Genomic DNA, 18,927 nt, shown 5'->3' on the forward strand with positions numbered 1-18,927 from the left:
GTTGATCAGCCGTTAACGGCAACCTTCTTTGTTTCTTCCATATAAAGGACTCTGTTGACAGCATTGAGATACGCCTTCGCAGAAGCTTCAAGCACATCCTGTGCGAGGCCTCTTCCGCTTGTCTCGATTCCCCCGAAATCCAGTTTCACGTAAACCTGTGCAAGAGCATCCCTGCCCGCCCCGACTGACTGGATCCTGTAATCTAACAAGCTCGCTGTTTCTTCCATGCATTTTTCAAGCGTATTATATAAAGCTTCGATACTTCCGGAGCCTGTTGAAGCTTCCTGGATTTTTTCATTCTGACAGCCAGACAGGGTGACCGTTGCAGTAGGTACCTGGTTGGTCCCGTACTGTACCTGAATGGAATCGAGCCGGTAATACTGCTGTTCTTTAGACAGCTTCTCTTCGAGGATGATGGCTGCAAGGTCATCATCAGTCATTTCCTTTTTCCGGTCTGCCAGCTCTTTGAATACAGAGAATAAGTGATTGATCTCGTGTTCTGGAACAGATAGCCCAATTTCATTTAATCTGTTTCGGAATGCATGTCGTCCAGAGTGCTTTCCGAGTACCATCGAGTTATTCTGAAGGCCGACCAGCTCTGGAGAAATGATTTCATAAGTCGTTTTCTCTTTCAGCACTCCGTCCTGGTGGATTCCCGACTCATGCGCGAAGGCATTCCGGCCGACCACCGCTTTGTTCGCCGGAACCGCCATACCCGTGAGCTTGCTGACAAGGCTGCTTGTTCTGCTGATTTCCTTGAGGTTCATCCTTGTTTCCGCCTCGTAAAAATCTTTACGGATATGGAGGGCAACAGCGAATTCTTCGAGTGCTGCATTCCCTGCCCGCTCGCCAATTCCGTTAATGGTTCCTTCCACCTGTGAAGCACCCGCAGATACAGCGGCAAGGGAGTTGGCGATTGACATCCCAAGGTCATCATGACAATGCGCTGAAAGTTCGACCTTACTAATAGAAGGAACGTGTTCCTGCAAGTAAGTAAAAATCTGTCCATATTCCTGCGGAGAGATATATCCAACAGTATCTGGAATGTTGATCACATTTGCACCTGCCCTGATCACCTCTTCAACAATCTCAGCCAGGAAATCAAGCTCAGTCCGGCAAGCATCCTCAGCAGACCATTGAATGACCGGGAATTTGGCTGCCGCATATTTCACCGTTCTTACCGCTGTTTCGATCACTTCTTCTTTGGTCTGCTTCAGCTTGTGGACCCTATGAATAGGCGAAGTTGCGATAAAAAGATGCAATCTTGGTTCTGCACCATGCCTCAAGGCTTCCCACGCAGAGTCAATATCCGTTATAACCGAGCGCGCGAGCCCTGTCACCGAACAGTCTTTGATCTCACGGGCAATTTCCGCAACTGAGGCAAAATCCCCTTTGGAAGCGGCCGGAAACCCGGCTTCAATGATATCGACATTCAGCCGCTCAAGCTGTCTGGCAATCTCTAGTTTTTCCGTGAAATTCAAATTGACCCCGGCTGACTGCTCCCCATCACGCAATGTCGTATCAAAAATTTTAATTTTTCGCACTGGCAGCCACTTCTCTCTGCTTTTGTTTGTTGACAAACGGCATCATCTTTCTTAGTTCTCTTCCCACCTCTTCAATCTGGTGGCTGTTTTCTTTTTCATTGATCGCATTGAAGACCGGTCTGTTGTTTTCGTTTTCTTCAATCCAGCCTTTTGCAAAGGTTCCTTCCTGGATGTCTGTCAAAACTTTTTTCATTTCCGCTTTCACCTGATCATTTACAACCCTTGGCCCGCTGACAAAATCGCCCCATTGTGCCGTGTCAGAAATGGAATAGCGCATTCCTTCCAATCCGCCTTCATACATCAAATCAACGATCAGCTTCAGTTCATGCATCGTTTCAAAATATGCCAGCTCCGGCTGGTATCCTGCTTCGACAAGTGTTTCAAAGCCCGATTTAACGAGTGAAGTCAACCCGCCGCAAAGCACAGCCTGCTCCCCGAATAGATCTGTTTCCGTTTCCTCCTTGAAGGTTGTTTCCAATGCTCCGGCCCTTAATGCTCCAATTGCTTTTGCATAAGCGAGCGCTAGTTCCCTTGCTTCTCCCGATACATCCTGATGGATGGCGAAAAGCGCTGGAACGCCTGCCCCCTCTTCATATGTCCTTCTGACAAGATGTCCCGGCCCTTTTGGAGCGACCAGCAACACATCACAAGTTTCCGGCGGAACGATCTGGTTAAAATGGACATTAAAACCATGGGCAAACATCAAAGCCTGATTTGAAAGCTGGGGTTCAATTTCATTTTTGTATACTGCTGTCTGCCGCTCATCCGGCAGCAATACCATGACCACATCTGATGAGGCAACTGCTTCAGCCACTGTCTTGACCTCAAAGCCATCTTCAACAGCCTTTTCCCATGACTTTCCTGATCTTAAGCCAACAACAACCTCAACGCCACTGTCGCGGAGATTCTGTGCGTGCGCATGTCCCTGTGAGCCATAACCGACAACCGCAACCCTCTTTCCGTTGAAATAAGCCTCATTTGCATCACCGTTATAGTACATTTTCGCCATATTCTCTCTCCCTTTCTATTTTAAAAATTGGTTTTTGATCAGACAAAAGAAAATGTTTTTTGCTGGCTGGTCCGCTGGTTCCCCCGCGGGAATGCAGTCGTTCCAGTCCGGGCCAGCTCCCTGATTCCATATGGTTTGATCAGATCGATAAATGCCTCGATCTTTTCCGTTTCACCTGTCAATTGGATGATGATGCTATCCTTGCTCACATCAATCACTGATGCCCGGAATGGTTCAATGATGGAGTAGATTTCTGCCCGATTCTGGGGAAGGACCGGCACTTTCACAAGAACCAGCTCACGGGCGACTATCGCCTGGTCGCTGATATCCGCCACCTTCAGCACATCGATCTGCTTGTTCAACTGCTTCGTGATCTGCTCAACCATCCCGTCATTCTCCACATGGACAACACAGGTCATCCGGGAGACTCCTTCCTGCTCTGTAAGACCAACCGAAATGCTTTCAATATTGTAATTTCGTTTTGTAAAAAGATTGGTGATCCTGTTCAAGACTCCGGGCCGGTTCAGGACCGTCATCGTTATGATTCGCTTCATTTCCTCACTCCCACCATTTCGTGGATTCCTTTTCCTGGGGCAATCATTGGATATACATTTTCAGCTCCATCGACCCTGAAATCGAGCAGCACCGGTTCATTGTCATTGAGCACTTCATCCAGGATGGCATGCGCTTCAGCTTCGGAGTGGATTTCAAACCCTTTGATGCCATATGCTTCAGCCAGTTTTACGAAGGATGGCTGTATCGGATTTTTGCTGTGAGAATACCTTTCCTGGTAGAAAATCTCCTGCCATTGCCTTACCATCCCAAGTGCCTTGTTATTGAAAATCGCAATCTTGATCGGCAGCTGGAATTCGGCAATCACAGCCAGCTCCTGGGTTGACATCTGGAAACCGCCATCACCGAGAACGGCGACTACGCAAGCCTGCGGGTCTGCCAGCTGTGCGCCTATACTGGCTGGAAGACCAAATCCCATTGTTCCGAGCCCTCCTGAGGTGACCCATCGATCAGCTGTTTTGAACTGATAGTATTGAGCAGCCCACATTTGATGCTGACCGACATCGGTAACGACAATCGCTTCGCCTGCTGTTTTTTCATATAGCAGTTCCATGACCTTTTGCGGTTTTAGAATTTCATTGTCTTCGTAATGAAAAGGAAATTCATTTTTCCAGGACTCCAGAGTTTCAATCCATTCTTGCTGCTGCGGAGGTTTCCCTTCGAGCTTGAGCAGCTGTTTTAAAGCTTCCCTGGCATCTCCTACAACCGGAATCTTCGTAGGCACGTTCTTCCCGATTTCCGCAGGGTCTATATCAATATGGGCGACAGTTGCTTTTGGCGCAAAGTGCTGCAGGTTGCCTGTCAGCCGGTCATCAAAGCGTGCCCCGATATTGATCAGCAAGTCACAATGATAGAGAGCCATGTTGGCCGTATAGCAGCCATGCATCCCCGCCATCCCCATAAACTGTTTATGTCCTGCGGGAAATCCACCCAAGCCCAGCAGTGTGTGGACCACCGGAATGTTCTGCTGTTCAGCGTATTCTTTTAATAGATTTGATGCCTTTGAATGAAGGATGCCAGCTCCAGCGAGGATGACTGGTCTTTTTGCCTTGCTGACTGCTTCTGACAGCTTTCTGACTTGCAGGAAATTCGGCTCCGTTGTCGGCTGATAACCTGGTAAATAAATTTCCTGATCTGCCGACTCCGGTTCTGCCAGTATTCCCGACGCAAGGTCCTTTGGAAAATCGATGACCACCGGACCAGGCCTGCCGCTTGTCGCAATATAAAAAGCTTCCTTGATGATCCGTGGGATGTCTTTGATCTCCCTGACCTGATAGTTATACTTCGTGATTGGGGTGGTGATTCCCAGAATGTCAGCTTCCTGGAAGGCATCTGTACCGATGACCCCTGTCGCCACCTGGCCGGTGAAAACGACCAGCGGCAGCGAATCCATCATCGCATCGGCAATGCCGGTGATGATGTTGGTCGCGCCCGGTCCAGAAGTTGCGATGACCACACCCGGTTTCCCGCTGATCCGCGCATATCCTTCAGCCGCATGGATTCCTCCCTGTTCATGCCTTGGCAGCACATGAAGGATCTTAGAATCATAGAGTTTGTCGTAAATCGGGAGGACAGCTCCTCCTGGGTAGCCGAAAATGACTTCGACGTTTTCCTTTTCCAGAGCCTTTAGCAGCAAATCTGCGCCGCTCACTTTACTCGTTTTAGCCTTTGTTTCCTTCAAGGCAGCTTCCATTTATCGAACCTCCCATATTTGGATTCACTGTATTTTTTCAAAATAAAAAAGCCCATCCATCTCCATATGCCTAAGGTTTCCCAGGCAAAGGGATGGAATAGGCTTTATCTCCTTGTTCCACGGTACCACCCTTCTTCACGCTTAACGCGTGCGCTCGTGATTTTGATAACAAGTGCGTTGCACTCGACCAGTTTTACTAGTATCCTTTCAAACTGGCGCTCCAGGGTGAGTTCATTCAATACGGCATCACCGGCTTCCAGCTAACCCGGCTCTCTGTGCATGCTGATCGCATTGAATTACTTGTCCCTGTCTTCGCTTTATCTATATTCGATTAAAAACCCAGATAGGTTGATGTTGTTTGCAACATAATCAACTAAGCTTGACATAAAACTATATTTAACTGACTTGATGGGCTGTCTCCGGATAGACCTGGATGCCATCGGCTACAACAGTAGCCCTGAATTCCTTCAGGATGTTTTGGGTATGCTCGCCTGGCATCCCATCGCCGATGACTCTTCCATCCACTTTGACAACGGCGATCACTTCGGCTGCAGTTCCGGTAAGGAACACTTCATCTGCCGTGTAAACATCATGGCGGGTAAACGGTTCTTCCTTCACCTCGTATCCTAGTTTAGAAGCAATTTCAATCACCGCGCTCCTTGTGATTCCTTCAAGGGCCCCTACATAACTAGGCGGGGTAAGGAAAGTGTTGCCTCTTACGATAAAAATATTATCCGCGGACCCCTCGGCAACATAGCCCTGGTCATTCAGCATCAGAGCCTCGCTCACATTGGCCAGATGCGCCTCAATCTTTACGAGGACATTATTTAAATAATTCAGTGACTTCACTTTCGGGCTTAAAACATCAGGACGGTTTCTTCTAGTCGCCACCGTAACAATCTCAAGTCCGCTCTCATACAATTCCTTCGGGAAGATGGACAGCGGCTCCACAATGATAACGACATTCGCATTAGGGCACTTATACGGATCCAGTCCCAGGTCACCAACACCCCGTGACACGACCACCCGGATATAGGCATCTCTTAATCGGTTCCGTTCTACTGTCTCTACTACAAGATCAGTGAACTCCTCTTTAGAGTGTGGCATATTCAGCATGATGGATTTAGCTGACCGGTAAAGACGGTCCATATGTTCTTCCATCCTGAAAATATTGCCGCTGTATACCCGTATCCCTTCAAAAATACCGTCTCCGTATAAAAATCCATGATCATATACCGAAATCTTAGCATTTTCCTTGGTGACGAATTCCCCGTTTAAGTAGATCCACTGCTCGGGCACAACACAACACTCCTTTAATGAATAGACGCTTTAAATGAATAGAATTAGGTTTAAAAAAAATACAATTTTACACAATGGGCTGTTGCAAAAACTGCATTGGTGAAACTTGTATTTTTATATTTGAGGATTATCTTACGCCCATTTATCAGCCTCGTCAACACCCTTTTTCTAAATTATTTGATAATTTTGACTTATTGACTAATCTGTATACGCTTACATTGTTGATATATTCACATTTATAATTTTTTAATTTTTTTCTCTTTAGGGTTCCTGAGCATAAAAAAAACTCACCTTCCATGAAGGTGAGTTAAGGTATGTAGTTTAAATGGCGTCCCAGGAGAGATTCGAACTCCCGACCGTACGCTTAGAAGGCGTATGCTCTATCCGGCTGAGCTACTGGGACATAGTTGTTTTTTAAAGACAAGATTTATTATATTAGGCTAATAACAAAATGTCAATATGAAACCTAAACTTTTTTCCGAGGGGAAAGATTGATTCCCCTCAGAAAACTATTATAGTAGTATCAGTCTTTTTTGTGAAGTGTAAACTCCTGCCTTAAGTCGGATAATTCTCCGTTACCATAGTCAAAGATCCTTAATAAGACTTTATTACTGTCCAGCTCGAGGATCACATAGGTCTTTTCAATTCTGCCGCGAGGAAGTCTGATGCTTCCCGGGTTGATGAAAAGCACATCATCGACCATTTCAGCACCGAGAATATGCGAGTGTCCAAAACAAACAATATCTGCCTCTGCTTCTTTGGCCTTATAGTACAGGTTCACGAGTGTGGATTTCACTGAGTATAAATGCCCGTGTGTCACAAGAATTTTCAGGCCGCTTAAGTCGTGGACTTCATTGTCAGGATAATTGCCGTAAAAATCGCAATTCCCTTTGACTGACCTGAAATTCATAATGGCAGGATCCTTCTCGGAAAGCTCCGAATCACCGCAGTGAATCATCAGGTCTACATCCCTTCCGTGCTCTCTTTCGATTCCTTCCAGCACCTCTGTTGACCCATGGCTGTCACTGACAATCAGCACTTTACTCATATCGTTTACTCCCGTTCCTTGAGAACTTCATCCAGTTTCCTGATCGCATTGGCCCGGTGGCTGATGCTGTTTTTTTGCTCTGAAGTCAATTCTGCCATGCCTTTCCCTTCTGTCTCAACGAAGAAAATCGGGTCATAGCCAAACCCATTGCTGCCCCTTCGTTCACGAAGGATTCTCCCCTCACATGTCCCGAAAACCGTCAATGTTTCCTTGCCTGGCTCAGCCATCGCCAATGCACAGCAAAATCTGGCAGTCCGTTCGTTTTCTGGCACATTTTGAAGTCCATCGAGAACTTTGTCGATGTTTGCTTCGTCATTCTTTTCAATTCCTGCATATCGTGCCGAATAGACACCAGGGCGGCCATCCAGCGCGTCAATTTCAAGTCCTGAATCGTCTGCGATCACCCGGACTCCGAGTACTCTGGCAATTGTCTCGGCTTTCAGGACTGCATTCTCCTCGAAAGTCGAACCAGTTTCTTCAACATCCTCAAGCTCCGGGTAGTCAAGCAGTGTTTTTACAGTAAGTCCTTTAGGCAAAAATAACTTCTCGAACTCCTTTGCTTTCCCCTTATTTTTTGTTGCGATAATAACTGATTCCATTTTTAGATCTCCCCTAGCGCTTTTTTGCTCTCTCGATCTTTGCGGCCAATTCCTCACCGAGTGCAGACTTTTGCAATTCGAATAATTCCGTAATCCCATCCTGTGCAGCCTTCAATAGCTCCTGCAGCTGACTGTAGGAAAATGTAGCTTCCTCTCCTGTTCCCTGCAATTCAACGAATTCTCCATTGCCCGTCATCACCACATTCATGTCGACATGGGCAGCCGAATCTTCTACATAATTCAGGTCCACAACAACTTTTCCATCTTTCAAGACACCAACGCTTGTTGCTGCCAGTAAATCATTTACCGGGAAAGCAGACAGCTTCTTTTGCTTACTAAGCTTCTCAAGAGCCTGTGCCATGGCAATAAATGCTCCTGTAATCGATGCCGTCCGGGTGCCTCCATCTGCCTGGATGACATCACAGTCAACCCAGACCGTCCGCTCGCCAATAGCCTCCAGATTCACGACCGCGCGCAAAGCCCTGCCAATCAGACGCTGGATTTCCATTGTTCTTCCAGAAATTTTCCCTTTTGCCGCCTCACGAATATTCCTTTGCTCTGTCGCTCTAGGCAGCATGGAATACTCAGCCGTGATCCATCCTTTTCCCTCGCCGCGCATGAATGGCGGCACCCGATCCTCAATGCTCGCGGTACAGATTACTTTCGTATCGCCCACAGAAATCAGCACAGAGCCCTCAGGGTGTTTTAAATAATCGGTTTCTATATGTATTGGTCTTAATTGTAAGGGTTCTCGCCCATCGTATCTCATTTAAAGCCCTCCTTAGCATGTTCAAGCAGTTTGCCTGGAACAACAATAAATAAGAGGCAGGAAAATCGCCTGCCTCTTTGAATGTCTTTAATTAGTATATCAAAATTTTGTTATTAAAAACTACCTGTGTTTACTTTTTCAGGTCTTGTGACTGGCTCTGCCAGTTTCTCGCCCTTTTCTGACAGCACATCTGCCTTTCCATTCACCGTCAGTGCCACACTCTTGACACCTTCCTGCTCTGTCAGTGACAACACAAGAGAATTCAGCAGATGTTCAGATACCATTTTTTCTTCCAGGCTTCCGAAAATAGATTCGTTGAAGTTCAACGTTACCTTGCCATCTTCGATCTTTGGCTCATCAAGCAGCTTCACACCGGACTGGAAATCCGACAGCAGATTCGAAGCATATGCTGGACCCTCAACAAGCTCATTGACAATGGCAGTGATATTATCTTTCTGATCATTGCTGACACGCTTGGTTACCGGAACATAGTAGTACGCGCCTTCTTCACCGCCAATATAATAAACGGTCACTGCTTTCGTATTAGTGATATCTACGACATCTGAATTGTCGACATTGATGCCATCAGCACGGCTCAACTCTTCGCCGATTGGAGTTCCATTCACAGGCATCGCTTCGAGCGGCGTGCCATTCATCTGGAGTTTCACCTCATCGATGGAATCAAATTGTGTAAGCGTCCAGGTCACCGCTTGAAGGATTCTTTTCTCATCCTCTTTTTTGTAGGTTGCGAATTCCTTTGAAAAATCAACCGTTGCTGTCCCGTCCTTGATGTTCAGTGTCATTTGCGTGTCAGCTGGGAGGACGGCCCTGAAGCCATTAGGGAGCATTTGCTCCACAGGGCCATTGGCCACGAGGTATTCCAATGCCTGCTTGGCGACACTCTCTGTTTTTGGAAGTTCCATCGTCTGGGAGACGACATATCCATTTTTATCAATCAGGTACAGTTCTGTCTGGATGGATGTCTCCACCGCTTCTTTACCATTCTCTTTTGTTTCAGTCGTAACATTTTCATCAAGCGCTTCCCCATTCTCCATGAGAGTCACGTCCTGAGGCGGGTCGATCTTCTTCTTCTCCTCGCCCCCGAATAGACCACAGCCTGACAGGAATACAGTAGTTGCCAATGTAGCAGCTGTAACGACCACAGCCTTTTTATTTTTTGACATATAAATCCCTCCAAAGACAGTTTGTACTATCATGTATACGAGCCTTTCGATATTTTAGACCCTCTTTGGTAAGATTTTTAGTATAAACTGAAAACAAAAAGACCTCCATCTCTGGAGGTCTATAACATCATCCTAATTTGATTTTCTCCGCGTTCTCGATTGGCCGTTCGAGCCACTGTGAAGCGATCGTGGTAAAGATCGTTCTGGATCCAGTCATGTAAAATGAATGCTCAGGCAGCTCGTCCCGGTCTGCAAACATATCGTTGTGGCCAAGGATCGTACTTACTTCGCGTGCGGTTTCCTCTCCAGAACTGATGACCTTCACTTCAGGTCCCATGACTTCTTTGATGAGCGGCTCAAGCAAAGGGTAGTGGGTGCAGCCAAGGATCAATGTGTCGAGTCCTTGTCCCTGCAATGGCTTCAGGGTTTCCGTTACGACTTTCTTGGCAACACGGCCATCAAATTCCCCGCTTTCCACCAGAGGCACGAATTTTGGGCAGGCGAGTGCTTCAACCGCAGTCTTTCGGTTGATTGATTTCAAAGCATGCTCGTAGGCACGGCTTTTAACCGTGCCTTCCGTCCCGATAATCCCGATTTTGTAATTATCCGTTACCTTGATGGCTGTCCTTGCGCCCGGCTGGATGACACCCAGTACCGGTATGGAGAGCTCTTCCCTGATTTCTTCCAGAACCACCGCGGTCGCTGTATTGCACGCGATGACTAGCATTTTAATATTCTTCTCAAGCAGGAACCGGGTCATTTGCCAGGTGAATTTTTTCACTTCCTCAACAGGCCTTGGTCCATAGGGACAACGAGCAGTATCACCGACGTAGATGATCTGTTCGTATGGCAACTGTCTCATGACTTCCTTGGCAACGGTTAACCCGCCAACTCCTGAATCAATGATTCCGATTGGTCGATTCAAAAAACTCGCCTCATTCTCCACGCATTTCTTGATGTAATTTTGCCAGGCCTTCCTTAAGCGACACGATTTCTTCGCCGGAGAAATCCTTCAAAACCTCTTGAAGGTACAGCTGGCGTTTCTTGATCACTTCATCGATGATCCTTTCGCCTTCCTCCAGAAGATGGATGCGGACCACACGCCTGTCATTCGGGTCCTTCACCCTTACAACCAGCTGATTCTTTTCCATCCTGTCAACAAGGTCCGTCGTCGTGCTGCAGGCGAGGAACATTTTGTTCGACAATTCCCCGATTGTCATATCTCCGTCTTCAAACAGCCATTGCAGGGCAATGAACTGGGGTGGTGTAATGGTGTAATTGCTGAGGATCTCCCGGCCCTTCTGCTTAATGATTCCTGATATGTACCTTAGATCCTTTTCAATACCAGCTACCGTCTCCAGCCCTTTATTTTTTTCTACCCCTTCAAGTTTCATCCGTAACAACTCCTAAAAAAATCTAATTCTATAATCAATTAAAACTTGGTATCCAAGCCGAGATGATTTTTACTATTGCCCTTATTTTCTACTTTTTTCGAGCAAATTTCAAGAAAGAATTCCGATACTCGCCTGTTTTACCCCTATAAACATCTTAACCGGCCCACCTCTAGGGTTGGCCGGTCATGATTAAAGTTCTAGCTCTCCCATTCGCAGGAGCTCTACAACAGCTTGGGAACGCCCCTTTACACCAAGCTTTTGCATGGCGTTTGAAATATGGTTCCGAACTGTTTTTTCGCTGATAAATAATTCACTAGCGATCTCTTTTGTTGTTTTGTCTTGTACTAACAGTTCGAAAACTTCTCTTTCGCGTTTAGTGAGTAATGGCTTGTGAGTATATTCATTTTCCTTCAAGTATTGTAACCCTCCTTGCCTTCGCCAGCTGTGAACTGCGGGGTGGGTATAAATTTAGTCAAAATATCATATGTGAAGGAAAGTAGTGGAGTGACAATAATTAAAGGACTTCAGCCAATTTTTATAATTAGGCTAAATTCCAAGTCCATATTCGTTTTCAAATACCTTATTTTATTGATTTACCAGGCGCTAGCAGCAGACTTAAAATCTCTGCAAATTAATTTTTTAAGCTTTACGAAAAATTAATTTCACAACACCTTATTGAACGGTGGATTTTTTGCTTTTTAAAAATAGCTCCCTCATTTCTTCTGTCCAGGGTTCGCCCTTGCCTGTTTTCTTGGAAATCTGGACAATCGTCCCCCTGCCAGTAAGGCAAATGGAACCATCGGCTTTCTTTGCCATATAATGAAGGTCTACCGAGGAATTGCCGACTGAGTTGGCCTTGACAAAAATCCTCAGGTCTTCATCAAAAAAGATCTGGCTTAAATAATCGCATTGCAGATCTGCTACAACCGGGATTGTTTTGTTTTCCGGCTTTACCCAATCCTGCATGAATCCCTGACTCTTGAAATATTCAATCCTCGCCTGTTCAAAATATGTAAACGGAACGGTGTTATTTAAATGTCCGAACATATCTGTTTCAGAAAAGCGCACTTTCACCTGGTAAAAAAAATCAAATTCCTTTTCCCAGCTGACAATCTCATCAATATATTCCATCTTCTTCATGTTGAAACCTCCCGAAAACTGAATGAACATTCATTCTTTTCTTTATTATAAGTATTTTTATGAATTTTGGAAATAAAAATAGATGAAAAAACGAAAAGGAAGGATTGGGAGTCCCAATCCTTCCTCTTCATTAGCCTGCGCTTCTATACCCGCAAGCCTTTGCTTTTTTATCGTGTCCCAAGTGTTTTCCGTTATTATCCATTACCTTGTCTTTCGCAGGGTTACCACTTTGTTCCGGACACTGATTCTGTCCAAAATCGATTTGTACCAATACTGGATCATGGTCGCTTGCACGTCCATGTTCTTCCATATACAAAGAATTGATATTGACGATATCAGCAACACTGCTGCCTGCAAGGTGGTTGGATACGAGAATATGGTCCAGCACCTGTGAATTCCCTTGATAATTGTACGTGAACCTTTCCCCAGATGGCAATGTTTCTATCATATTGGTTAGTTGGCCGTTTTCAAGGGCATCAATTGGATTTGAAAATTCGAAGTCGTTCAGATCACCAAGTACGACTACATTTGCTTCAGGATCTTGAGCGTGTATCCCCGCCACAAATTCATTCAGCAATCTGGCAATCTCGATTCTTTTCACTTCACTATCAAGTACTGGCGGCTGCGTTTTGCCGAATATTGGGTCATCTCCGCCTTTAGAGTTAAAATGGTTGGCAATGACAACCACATCATCCCCTTTGAACTCAAACTCTGCTGCCAGTGGTTTTCTAGTGTCTTCAAAAATAGAATTCTGCGGATCGATTCTTCCTGGGTTCAATGTCAGATCCCCATTCTCATAGGCAACTGCTTCTGTCGAAGTGCCTTTAGGGGCATCTTTCAATTGCACTCGTTCCGGGTTAAATAAGTATCCGACACGTATATTTCCGCCTGGTGCCCCTCCGTCCTGATTGTATTCAGGAGCAATATCCGTCCACTTGTATACAGGCCCGCCCTGCGCCGCGATTTCATCGATCAGTGTCTGGTAACTCTGGGATGCATCTGCGGATCCGCTAGCTGTCTGGCCGTCATTATCCTGAACTTCTACCAATCCAATGATATCAGGCGAGTTCAAATTTTGGATGATTGAACCAGCAATTCTTTTTGTCTTAGCTGCGTCAGTTTCAGCGGAGAAGTTTTCAATATTATAGCTGGCGATTGTCAGTTGATCTTTTCCCGCTTCCAACTCCGAATAATCTTCTACAAATTCAGCTTCATTTAACTCAGGCAGAGTTTCCTGGTCCACCAATATCTTAAAATTGGAGAAGCTATAACTTACAACACCTGTGACCAATCCATCAAAACGGTCTCCTGCCTTTGCGATAAAGTCTCGGTTGATCAGCAGGAACAATCTTTCAGGGTTGCTGCTTTCCTTCGTCAGCAAAATTCCGCCTTGAGGGCTATATACCTTCCCTTCAACCTGATTGGCGATGACAGGTACTTCGCCATACTTTTGAGGGCCGATTACCTGGGGACTTTCAACCCCGATCCTCATGCCTTCAAGACTTTCATAAAAATCGATCCCATCTTCTTCTGGATCAAAAACACCAAACTGATCATTGTCAATGACCCTGGTTGGCTGCATTCTATCTTGATCAATGATGACCGGCTCGGGGAGCTCCGTGCCTGAAGCCAGCTTTGTTACGGCAGTCGCATTGATTTCAGTCATCGCCAGATCCGTTTGCAGCTTATCGCCGTACCCATCAAGAACCCATTCCTTAACGAGTCCATCCACTTTTACCAAATCACCCACAGCAAGCCCATGAGATTTTTTGTATACGTAGATAGCTTCAGAAGTATTAGGGTTCCCATCTCCTTGTGGTTCCTGCATAAAGAAGGCGCTATTACCCTCTATTTTTGTCACGACACCTGTTACACCGGCAACATTCTGGTCCTTATATGGAGAGATATGACCTTCACCCTGAATATCATGGATTTTTAAATTAGTAACAGCCGGGGGCTCAGGTTCTCCTGGGTCACCAGGGTTCCCGCCGCTGCCATCTGCAAATTGCATCGCTGTTGGGGATTTGAGGCCAGGTACAGTGAAATAAGCTTCGAGAGAGCCTGTAACCTGAACTTTTTTACCGATGAGATCCGGATTTGACATTAAACCAAATTCAGCCCTGAAAGTAGTCTTAATCTGGACTGGCAGGATCTTTGATGCATCTTTTTCATCGGGGCTGTCTGCAAGCGCAAAGTTGTAATCATCTTTGAAAGGAGCTTCAAAATCATACGAATTAGTTCCTGTTGTATGGGCAACTATGTATCCTTCAACCGTTCCGGTACCGCTATTATTTTCTATTGCCTGCTGGACAGTCAGTATGCCTTCTGCAGATGTTTGGCCTGTAAAGGGCATACCAATACTGATCACCAAAATAACAGCTGTCAGCAATGAAAAAAGTTTCTGTCGAATCTTCCCCACATGTATTCCTCCTCAGATTTTTTTATGAAATATAAAGCTTTGTCAGAAGGAATATAACATGGATAAATCAGCTATTCCATGAAGGTACTGTAAATTATGACTATTTTTTGAAAAATGAGTCAATAGTATGAAAACGCTATCAATTCCTATAGTTACCATCTTACCATTTTAAAAACCGTCCAGGACTTTTGATCCTGGACAGTTTTTGTTAGATTAATTACCTTCTGCTATTCTCTTGGCATAGATAATATACCGGTCAGGAGCATCCCCAACATAACTGAAAGGGTAGCAAGTTGTCAGCACGAGTTCTTCTTCATTATTCTGAAGTGTTATGATGCTGGTATCATCTGCGCTGACAATTTTTGTGCTGACGATCTCGTATGAATAATCTCCGTACGGCATTTTCACTGTCAAAAGATCCCCCACTTTCAAATCACCTGCTTTTCGGAAAACAGTATCACGATGACCCGAAAGCACGATTTGACCATTTTCATCAGGATAAAAAGAGTCTTTAAAATGGCCTACACCTTTTTCAAGATCATCCGGTTCCGTTCCTTCTACAATCGGCAGTTCTGCTTCAATTTTTGGGATTAATAGCAGGCCTGATGTCTCACCTGTTTCCGGCTTAAATTCTTCATTTTTCACGGACTTTCGATCTTCTTTAACCAATTCTCTGGCAGCTTTTAGCGAAGCCTGCTCCTGGCGCTTCATATCCCATAATTGGAACAAACCAATTCCGAGAACCAAGATTCCACTGATGACAATTACAATAGCCAACAATTTTGTTAGTTTCATATACTGCTCCTAATTGAGTTCTTAGTCTCAGTATACCAAGCTGTACTTATGTAAAAAAAGCATAAATTGAAAAGCCTCCTCTTCCATAAAGAAAGGGAGGCTGTGCTTTACAATGGATAAAGTTTTCAAATCCAATTAGACTCCAGCTCCAGAACTTGCCGGGGACTGACCAAGGCGCTTTGGCTTTTCTTTACACCTGGTCGCTTCCGAAGAAGTTCTTGAAAGATTGGAATGTTGTATCACGGTTCAAGGCAGCAATTGATGTCGTCAATGGAATGCCTTTAGGGCAGGACTGGACACAGTTCTGGGAGTTACCGCAGTTTGCAAGTCCACCGTCTCCCATGATGGTTTCAAGGCGCTCGCCTTTGTTCAATGCTCCAGTTGGATGAGCGTTGAACAGACGAACCTGTGATAATGACTGTGGACCAATGAAGTCTGATTTGCTGTTTACATTAGGGCAAGCCTCTAAGCAGACACCGCAAGTCATACATTTCGAAAGTTCATATGCCCATTGACGCTTTTTCTCCGGCATACGAGGTCCTGGTCCAAGATCATACGTTCCATCGATTGGAATCCATGCCTTTACCCGCTTCAACGAGTCAAACATGCGGCTGCGGTCAACCTGAAGGTCACGGACAACCGGGAATGTTCTCATTGGCTCAAGTCTGATTGGCTGCTCAAGCTGGTCAACCAGCGCTGAACAAGACTGGCGCGGACGGCCATTGATGACCATCGAACATGCACCACATACCTCTTCAAGACAGTTCATATCCCAGGCAATTGGTGTTGTCGCCTCACCTTTAGCATTAACCGGGTTACGGCGAATTTCCATCAATGAGGAAATGACATTCATATTTGGACGATACTCAAGTTCAAACTCTTCCTGATAAGGGGCTGAATCAGGAGTCTCCTGGCGGCTGATGATAAAACGGACAGTCTTTTTCTCTGACATACCTTATTACTCCCCTTTCTTCTTGGAATAATCGCGCTTACGCGGTTTGATTAAGGAAACGTCAACATCTTCATAATGGAAAGCCGGTGCTGAATTTGCATCAACAAACTTAGCCATAGTCGTCTTCAAGAACTCGTCATCATTACGGTCAGGGAACTCTGGCTTATAGTGTGCTCCGCGGCTTTCATTACGGTTATAGGCACCGATTGTGATAACACGTGCAAGCTGAAGCATGTTTTGAAGCTGGCGTGTGAACACCGCACCCTGGTTGCTCCATTTTGCAGTATCGTTGATATTGATATTTTTGTAACGCTCCATCAGTTCAACGATTTTATCATCGGTTTTCTTCAGTCTGTCATTGTAGCGGACAACTGTGACATTGTCTGTCATCCATTCGCCAAGCTCTTTGTGAAGGACGTATGCATTTTCAGTTCCATCCAATGACATAACATTGTTCCACTTTTCCTGTTCCATCTTGATTGCATCATCAAACAGAGCTGATGAAACAGCATCTGAGCTCTTTTCAAGCCCGTTGATGTAGCGGATTGCATTCGGTCCTGCCACCATTCCGCCGTAAATTGCGGACAATAATGAGTTGGCGCCAAGACGGTTTGCACCGTGCTGTGAGTAATCAACTTCACCGGCAGCAAACAGGCCAGGAATATTGGTCATCTGATCATAATCAACCCACAGTCCGCCCATGGAATAGTGAACAGCAGGGAAGATTTTCATCGGAACTTTTCTTGGGTCATCACCCATGAATTTTTCATAGATCTCAATGATTCCGCCAAGCTTGATATCAAGCTCTTTAGGATCCTTGTGTGATAGGTCAAGGTAAACCATGTTTTCGCCGTTGATGCCAAGCTTCTGGCTTACACACACGTCAAAGATTTCACGTGTAGCGATATCACGCGGTACAAGGTTGCCATAAGCAGGATACTTCTCTTCAAGGAAGTACCATGGCTTACCATCTTTGTAAGTCCATACTCGTCCACCCTCACCGCGGGCAGATTCACTCATCAGACGAAGTTTGTCATCGCCAGGAATTGCCGTTGGGTGAATCTGGATGAATTCACCGTTTGCATAATAACCACCCTGCTGGTATACGATCGCAGCTGCTGAACCAGTATTGATAACCGAGTTAGTCGTTTTACCGAAAATAATGCCAGGGCCTCCAGTTGCCATGATTACGGCATCTGAAGCAAATGATTTGATTTCCATTGAAGTCAGGTTCTGTGCTACAACTCCGCGGCACACACCTTCCTCATCCTTAACTATTCCGAGGAATTCCCATCCTTCGTACTTGGTAACCAAACCAGCCACTTCATGGCGGCGAACCTGCTCATCCAAAGCGTATAATAGCTGCTGGCCTGTTGTCGCACCAGCGAAAGCTGTACGGTGATGCTGTGTACCTCCGAAACGGCGGAAGTCCAGCAATCCTTCAGGTGTACGGTTGAACATTACACCCATACGATCAAGAAGATGGATGATTCCCGGTGCTGCTTCAGCCATTGCTTTTACAGGAGGCTGATTCGCAAGGAAGTCACCGCCGTAGATTGTATCATCGAAGTGCACCCATGGAGAGTCACCTTCACCCTTTGTATTTACTGCACCGTTGATTCCGCCCTGTGCACAAACAGAGTGGGAACGTTTTACCGGCACAAGAGAAAACAGTTCAACAGGAGTTCCTGTTTCTGCAACTTTTATAGTAGCCATTAAGCCAGCCAAACCGCCGCCGACTATGATAACCTTACCTTTACTCATCGTGACTCACTCCCTTAAATCCAAGTCTGTCTTTCATATCCGTTCATGGGTAAATCTATTTTTTAGCATAAGCTTGTTCATTTTTTAAAAAATCTTATACAAATGCCAGGATCGCACGGACACCAACGATGGAAAGCGCAATGAATACACCGATTGTGACATAAGTGGAAATCACTTGAGAACGCGGTGTAACAGTGATGCCCCAGCTTACGAAGAATGACCATAATCCGTTAGCAAAGTGGAAAGTAGTAGAAATGATACCAATCAAGTAGAACCATAGCATGAATGGACTTGAAAGAATTGTCTCCATCATCTGGAAGTTAACAGCAGCACCGAAAGCCGCAGCAATACGAGTTTCCCACACATGCCATGCAACGAAGATTAAAGTGATCACCCCGGACACACGCTGAAGCATGAACATCCAGTTTCTGAAATAGCCATATTGGCCTATATTGTTTTTAGCTGTAAAAGCAATATAAAGACCGTAAATAGCATGGAATAATAATGGTAAGAAGATAATGAAAACTTCTAGAAAATACCTGAAAGGCAACTGCTCCATGAAATGTGCTGCATTGTTGAATGATTCCTCTCCCCCAGTAGCAAAGTGGTTGACTACAAGGTGCTGCGTGAGGAAAAGACCTACCGGAATTACACCCAGCAATGAATGCAGCCTCCGCCAATAAAACTCTTGTCTACCTGCCATATGTATACCCCCCTTGAAATTTGGCCGTGATGTTAAGACTTC

18 protein-coding genes, 1 tRNA gene and 1 other annotated feature are annotated in these 18,927 nt (G+C 45.5%); all 19 genes read right to left on the reverse strand.

The features are described from left to right. Positions 1-5 precede the first annotated feature (5 nt). Complete coding sequence (locus M3593_RS05545) at positions 6-1,544, reverse strand: 2-isopropylmalate synthase (protein ID WP_251541033.1); 1,539 nt, start codon at positions 1,542-1,544, stop codon at positions 6-8. Continuing rightward, a complete protein-coding gene (gene ilvC / locus M3593_RS05550) occupies positions 1,531-2,553 on the reverse strand; it encodes a ketol-acid reductoisomerase (RefSeq protein ID WP_144477639.1) in 1,023 nt (340 codons plus the stop codon). The genes M3593_RS05545 and ilvC overlap by 14 nt, the downstream gene beginning before the upstream one ends. A gap of 38 nt (positions 2,554-2,591) precedes the next feature. Then, on the reverse strand, positions 2,592-3,107 hold the full coding sequence (gene ilvN, locus M3593_RS05555; RefSeq protein ID WP_144477637.1) for an acetolactate synthase small subunit: 516 nt from the start codon (positions 3,105-3,107) through the stop codon (positions 2,592-2,594). Then, complete coding sequence (ilvB, locus tag M3593_RS05560) at positions 3,104-4,819, reverse strand: acetolactate synthase large subunit (protein WP_144477635.1); 1,716 nt, start codon at positions 4,817-4,819, stop codon at positions 3,104-3,106. Before ilvB ends, ilvN begins: the two co-directional genes overlap by 4 nt. Before the next feature lie 85 nt (positions 4,820-4,904). Further along, positions 4,905-5,141: a binding site (T-box leader), on the reverse strand. A 74-nt stretch (positions 5,142-5,215) separates the two neighbouring features. After that, entirely contained in the window at positions 5,216-6,118 is a 903-nt protein-coding gene (gene ilvE / locus M3593_RS05565) for a branched-chain-amino-acid transaminase (protein ID WP_251541034.1), read from the reverse strand. 326 nt (positions 6,119-6,444) lie between these two features. Further along, positions 6,445-6,521 (reverse strand) — tRNA-Arg (locus tag M3593_RS05570). A 120-nt stretch (positions 6,522-6,641) separates the two neighbouring features. Beyond that, entirely contained in the window at positions 6,642-7,166 is a 525-nt protein-coding gene (locus tag M3593_RS05575) for a metallophosphoesterase (RefSeq protein ID WP_251541037.1), read from the reverse strand. Between the two features lie 5 nt (positions 7,167-7,171). Next, positions 7,172-7,765 carry an XTP/dITP diphosphatase gene (locus M3593_RS05580; RefSeq protein WP_251541039.1) on the reverse strand — a complete coding sequence of 198 codons (594 nt, stop codon included), beginning with the start codon at positions 7,763-7,765 and terminating at the stop codon, positions 7,172-7,174. Between the two features lie 13 nt (positions 7,766-7,778). Next, positions 7,779-8,534 carry a ribonuclease PH gene (gene rph / locus M3593_RS05585; protein WP_144477626.1) on the reverse strand — a complete coding sequence of 252 codons (756 nt, stop codon included), beginning with the start codon at positions 8,532-8,534 and terminating at the stop codon, positions 7,779-7,781. A 113-nt stretch (positions 8,535-8,647) separates the two neighbouring features. Further along, positions 8,648-9,718 (reverse strand): GerMN domain-containing protein, encoded by a 1,071-nt coding sequence (locus tag M3593_RS05590; protein WP_144477623.1) that lies wholly within the window; start codon positions 9,716-9,718, stop codon positions 8,648-8,650. A gap of 127 nt (positions 9,719-9,845) precedes the next feature. Continuing rightward, positions 9,846-10,643, reverse strand: coding sequence for a glutamate racemase (racE, locus tag M3593_RS05595; RefSeq protein WP_251541041.1), 798 nt, complete (start codon positions 10,641-10,643; stop codon positions 9,846-9,848). Between the two features lie 10 nt (positions 10,644-10,653). Beyond that, positions 10,654-11,112, reverse strand: coding sequence for a MarR family winged helix-turn-helix transcriptional regulator (locus M3593_RS05600; RefSeq protein ID WP_144477617.1), 459 nt, complete (start codon positions 11,110-11,112; stop codon positions 10,654-10,656). Positions 11,113-11,301: 189 nt separating this feature from the next. Continuing rightward, positions 11,302-11,526 carry a spore germination transcription factor GerE gene (gene gerE / locus M3593_RS05605; protein WP_019154738.1) on the reverse strand — a complete coding sequence of 75 codons (225 nt, stop codon included), beginning with the start codon at positions 11,524-11,526 and terminating at the stop codon, positions 11,302-11,304. Positions 11,527-11,784: 258 nt separating this feature from the next. Beyond that, the gene (locus tag M3593_RS05610) at positions 11,785-12,252 is read right to left on the reverse strand and encodes an acyl-CoA thioesterase (protein ID WP_144477591.1); all 468 of its coding nucleotides are present in this window, start codon (positions 12,250-12,252) and stop codon (positions 11,785-11,787) included. A gap of 130 nt (positions 12,253-12,382) precedes the next feature. Beyond that, positions 12,383-14,671 (reverse strand): DUF6359 domain-containing protein, encoded by a 2,289-nt coding sequence (locus M3593_RS05615; RefSeq protein WP_251541043.1) that lies wholly within the window; start codon positions 14,669-14,671, stop codon positions 12,383-12,385. A gap of 213 nt (positions 14,672-14,884) precedes the next feature. Then, positions 14,885-15,466 (reverse strand): class D sortase, encoded by a 582-nt coding sequence (locus M3593_RS05620; RefSeq protein ID WP_144477586.1) that lies wholly within the window; start codon positions 15,464-15,466, stop codon positions 14,885-14,887. Between the two features lie 190 nt (positions 15,467-15,656). Further along, complete coding sequence (gene sdhB / locus M3593_RS05625) at positions 15,657-16,418, reverse strand: succinate dehydrogenase iron-sulfur subunit (RefSeq protein WP_144477583.1); 762 nt, start codon at positions 16,416-16,418, stop codon at positions 15,657-15,659. Between the two features lie 6 nt (positions 16,419-16,424). After that, positions 16,425-18,182, reverse strand: coding sequence for a succinate dehydrogenase flavoprotein subunit (gene sdhA, locus M3593_RS05630; protein ID WP_144477581.1), 1,758 nt, complete (start codon positions 18,180-18,182; stop codon positions 16,425-16,427). 94 nt (positions 18,183-18,276) lie between these two features. Next, entirely contained in the window at positions 18,277-18,885 is a 609-nt protein-coding gene (locus M3593_RS05635; RefSeq protein ID WP_144477578.1) for a succinate dehydrogenase cytochrome b558 subunit, read from the reverse strand. Positions 18,886-18,927 lie beyond the last annotated feature (42 nt).

Source organism: Mesobacillus sp. MER 48 (assembly GCF_023714225.1).
GTDB lineage: Bacteria > Bacillota > Bacilli > Bacillales > Cytobacillaceae > Mesobacillus > Mesobacillus oceanisediminis_A.

Coding starts and splice junctions, on each gene's coding strand:
- ilvC (WP_144477639.1), bottom strand. CDS start 2,553: ATGGCGAAAATGTACTATAACGGTGATGCAAATGAGGCTTATTTCAAC.
- ilvN (WP_144477637.1), bottom strand. CDS start 3,107: ATGAAGCGAATCATAACGATGACGGTCCTGAACCGGCCCGGAGTCTTG.
- ilvB (WP_144477635.1), bottom strand. CDS start 4,819: ATGGAAGCTGCCTTGAAGGAAACAAAGGCTAAAACGAGTAAAGTGAGC.
- M3593_RS05575 (WP_251541037.1), bottom strand. CDS start 7,166: ATGAGTAAAGTGCTGATTGTCAGTGACAGCCATGGGTCAACAGAGGTG.
- M3593_RS05580 (WP_251541039.1), bottom strand. CDS start 7,765: ATGGAATCAGTTATTATCGCAACAAAAAATAAGGGGAAAGCAAAGGAG.
- rph (WP_144477626.1), bottom strand. CDS start 8,534: ATGAGATACGATGGGCGAGAACCCTTACAATTAAGACCAATACATATA.
- M3593_RS05590 (WP_144477623.1), bottom strand. CDS start 9,718: ATGTCAAAAAATAAAAAGGCTGTGGTCGTTACAGCTGCTACATTGGCA.
- M3593_RS05600 (WP_144477617.1), bottom strand. CDS start 11,112: ATGAAACTTGAAGGGGTAGAAAAAAATAAAGGGCTGGAGACGGTAGCT.
- M3593_RS05610 (WP_144477591.1), bottom strand. CDS start 12,252: ATGAAGAAGATGGAATATATTGATGAGATTGTCAGCTGGGAAAAGGAA.
- M3593_RS05620 (WP_144477586.1), bottom strand. CDS start 15,466: ATGAAACTAACAAAATTGTTGGCTATTGTAATTGTCATCAGTGGAATC.
- sdhB (WP_144477583.1), bottom strand. CDS start 16,418: ATGTCAGAGAAAAAGACTGTCCGTTTTATCATCAGCCGCCAGGAGACT.
- sdhA (WP_144477581.1), bottom strand. CDS start 18,182: ATGAGTAAAGGTAAGGTTATCATAGTCGGCGGCGGTTTGGCTGGCTTA.
- M3593_RS05635 (WP_144477578.1), bottom strand. CDS start 18,885: ATGGCAGGTAGACAAGAGTTTTATTGGCGGAGGCTGCATTCATTGCTG.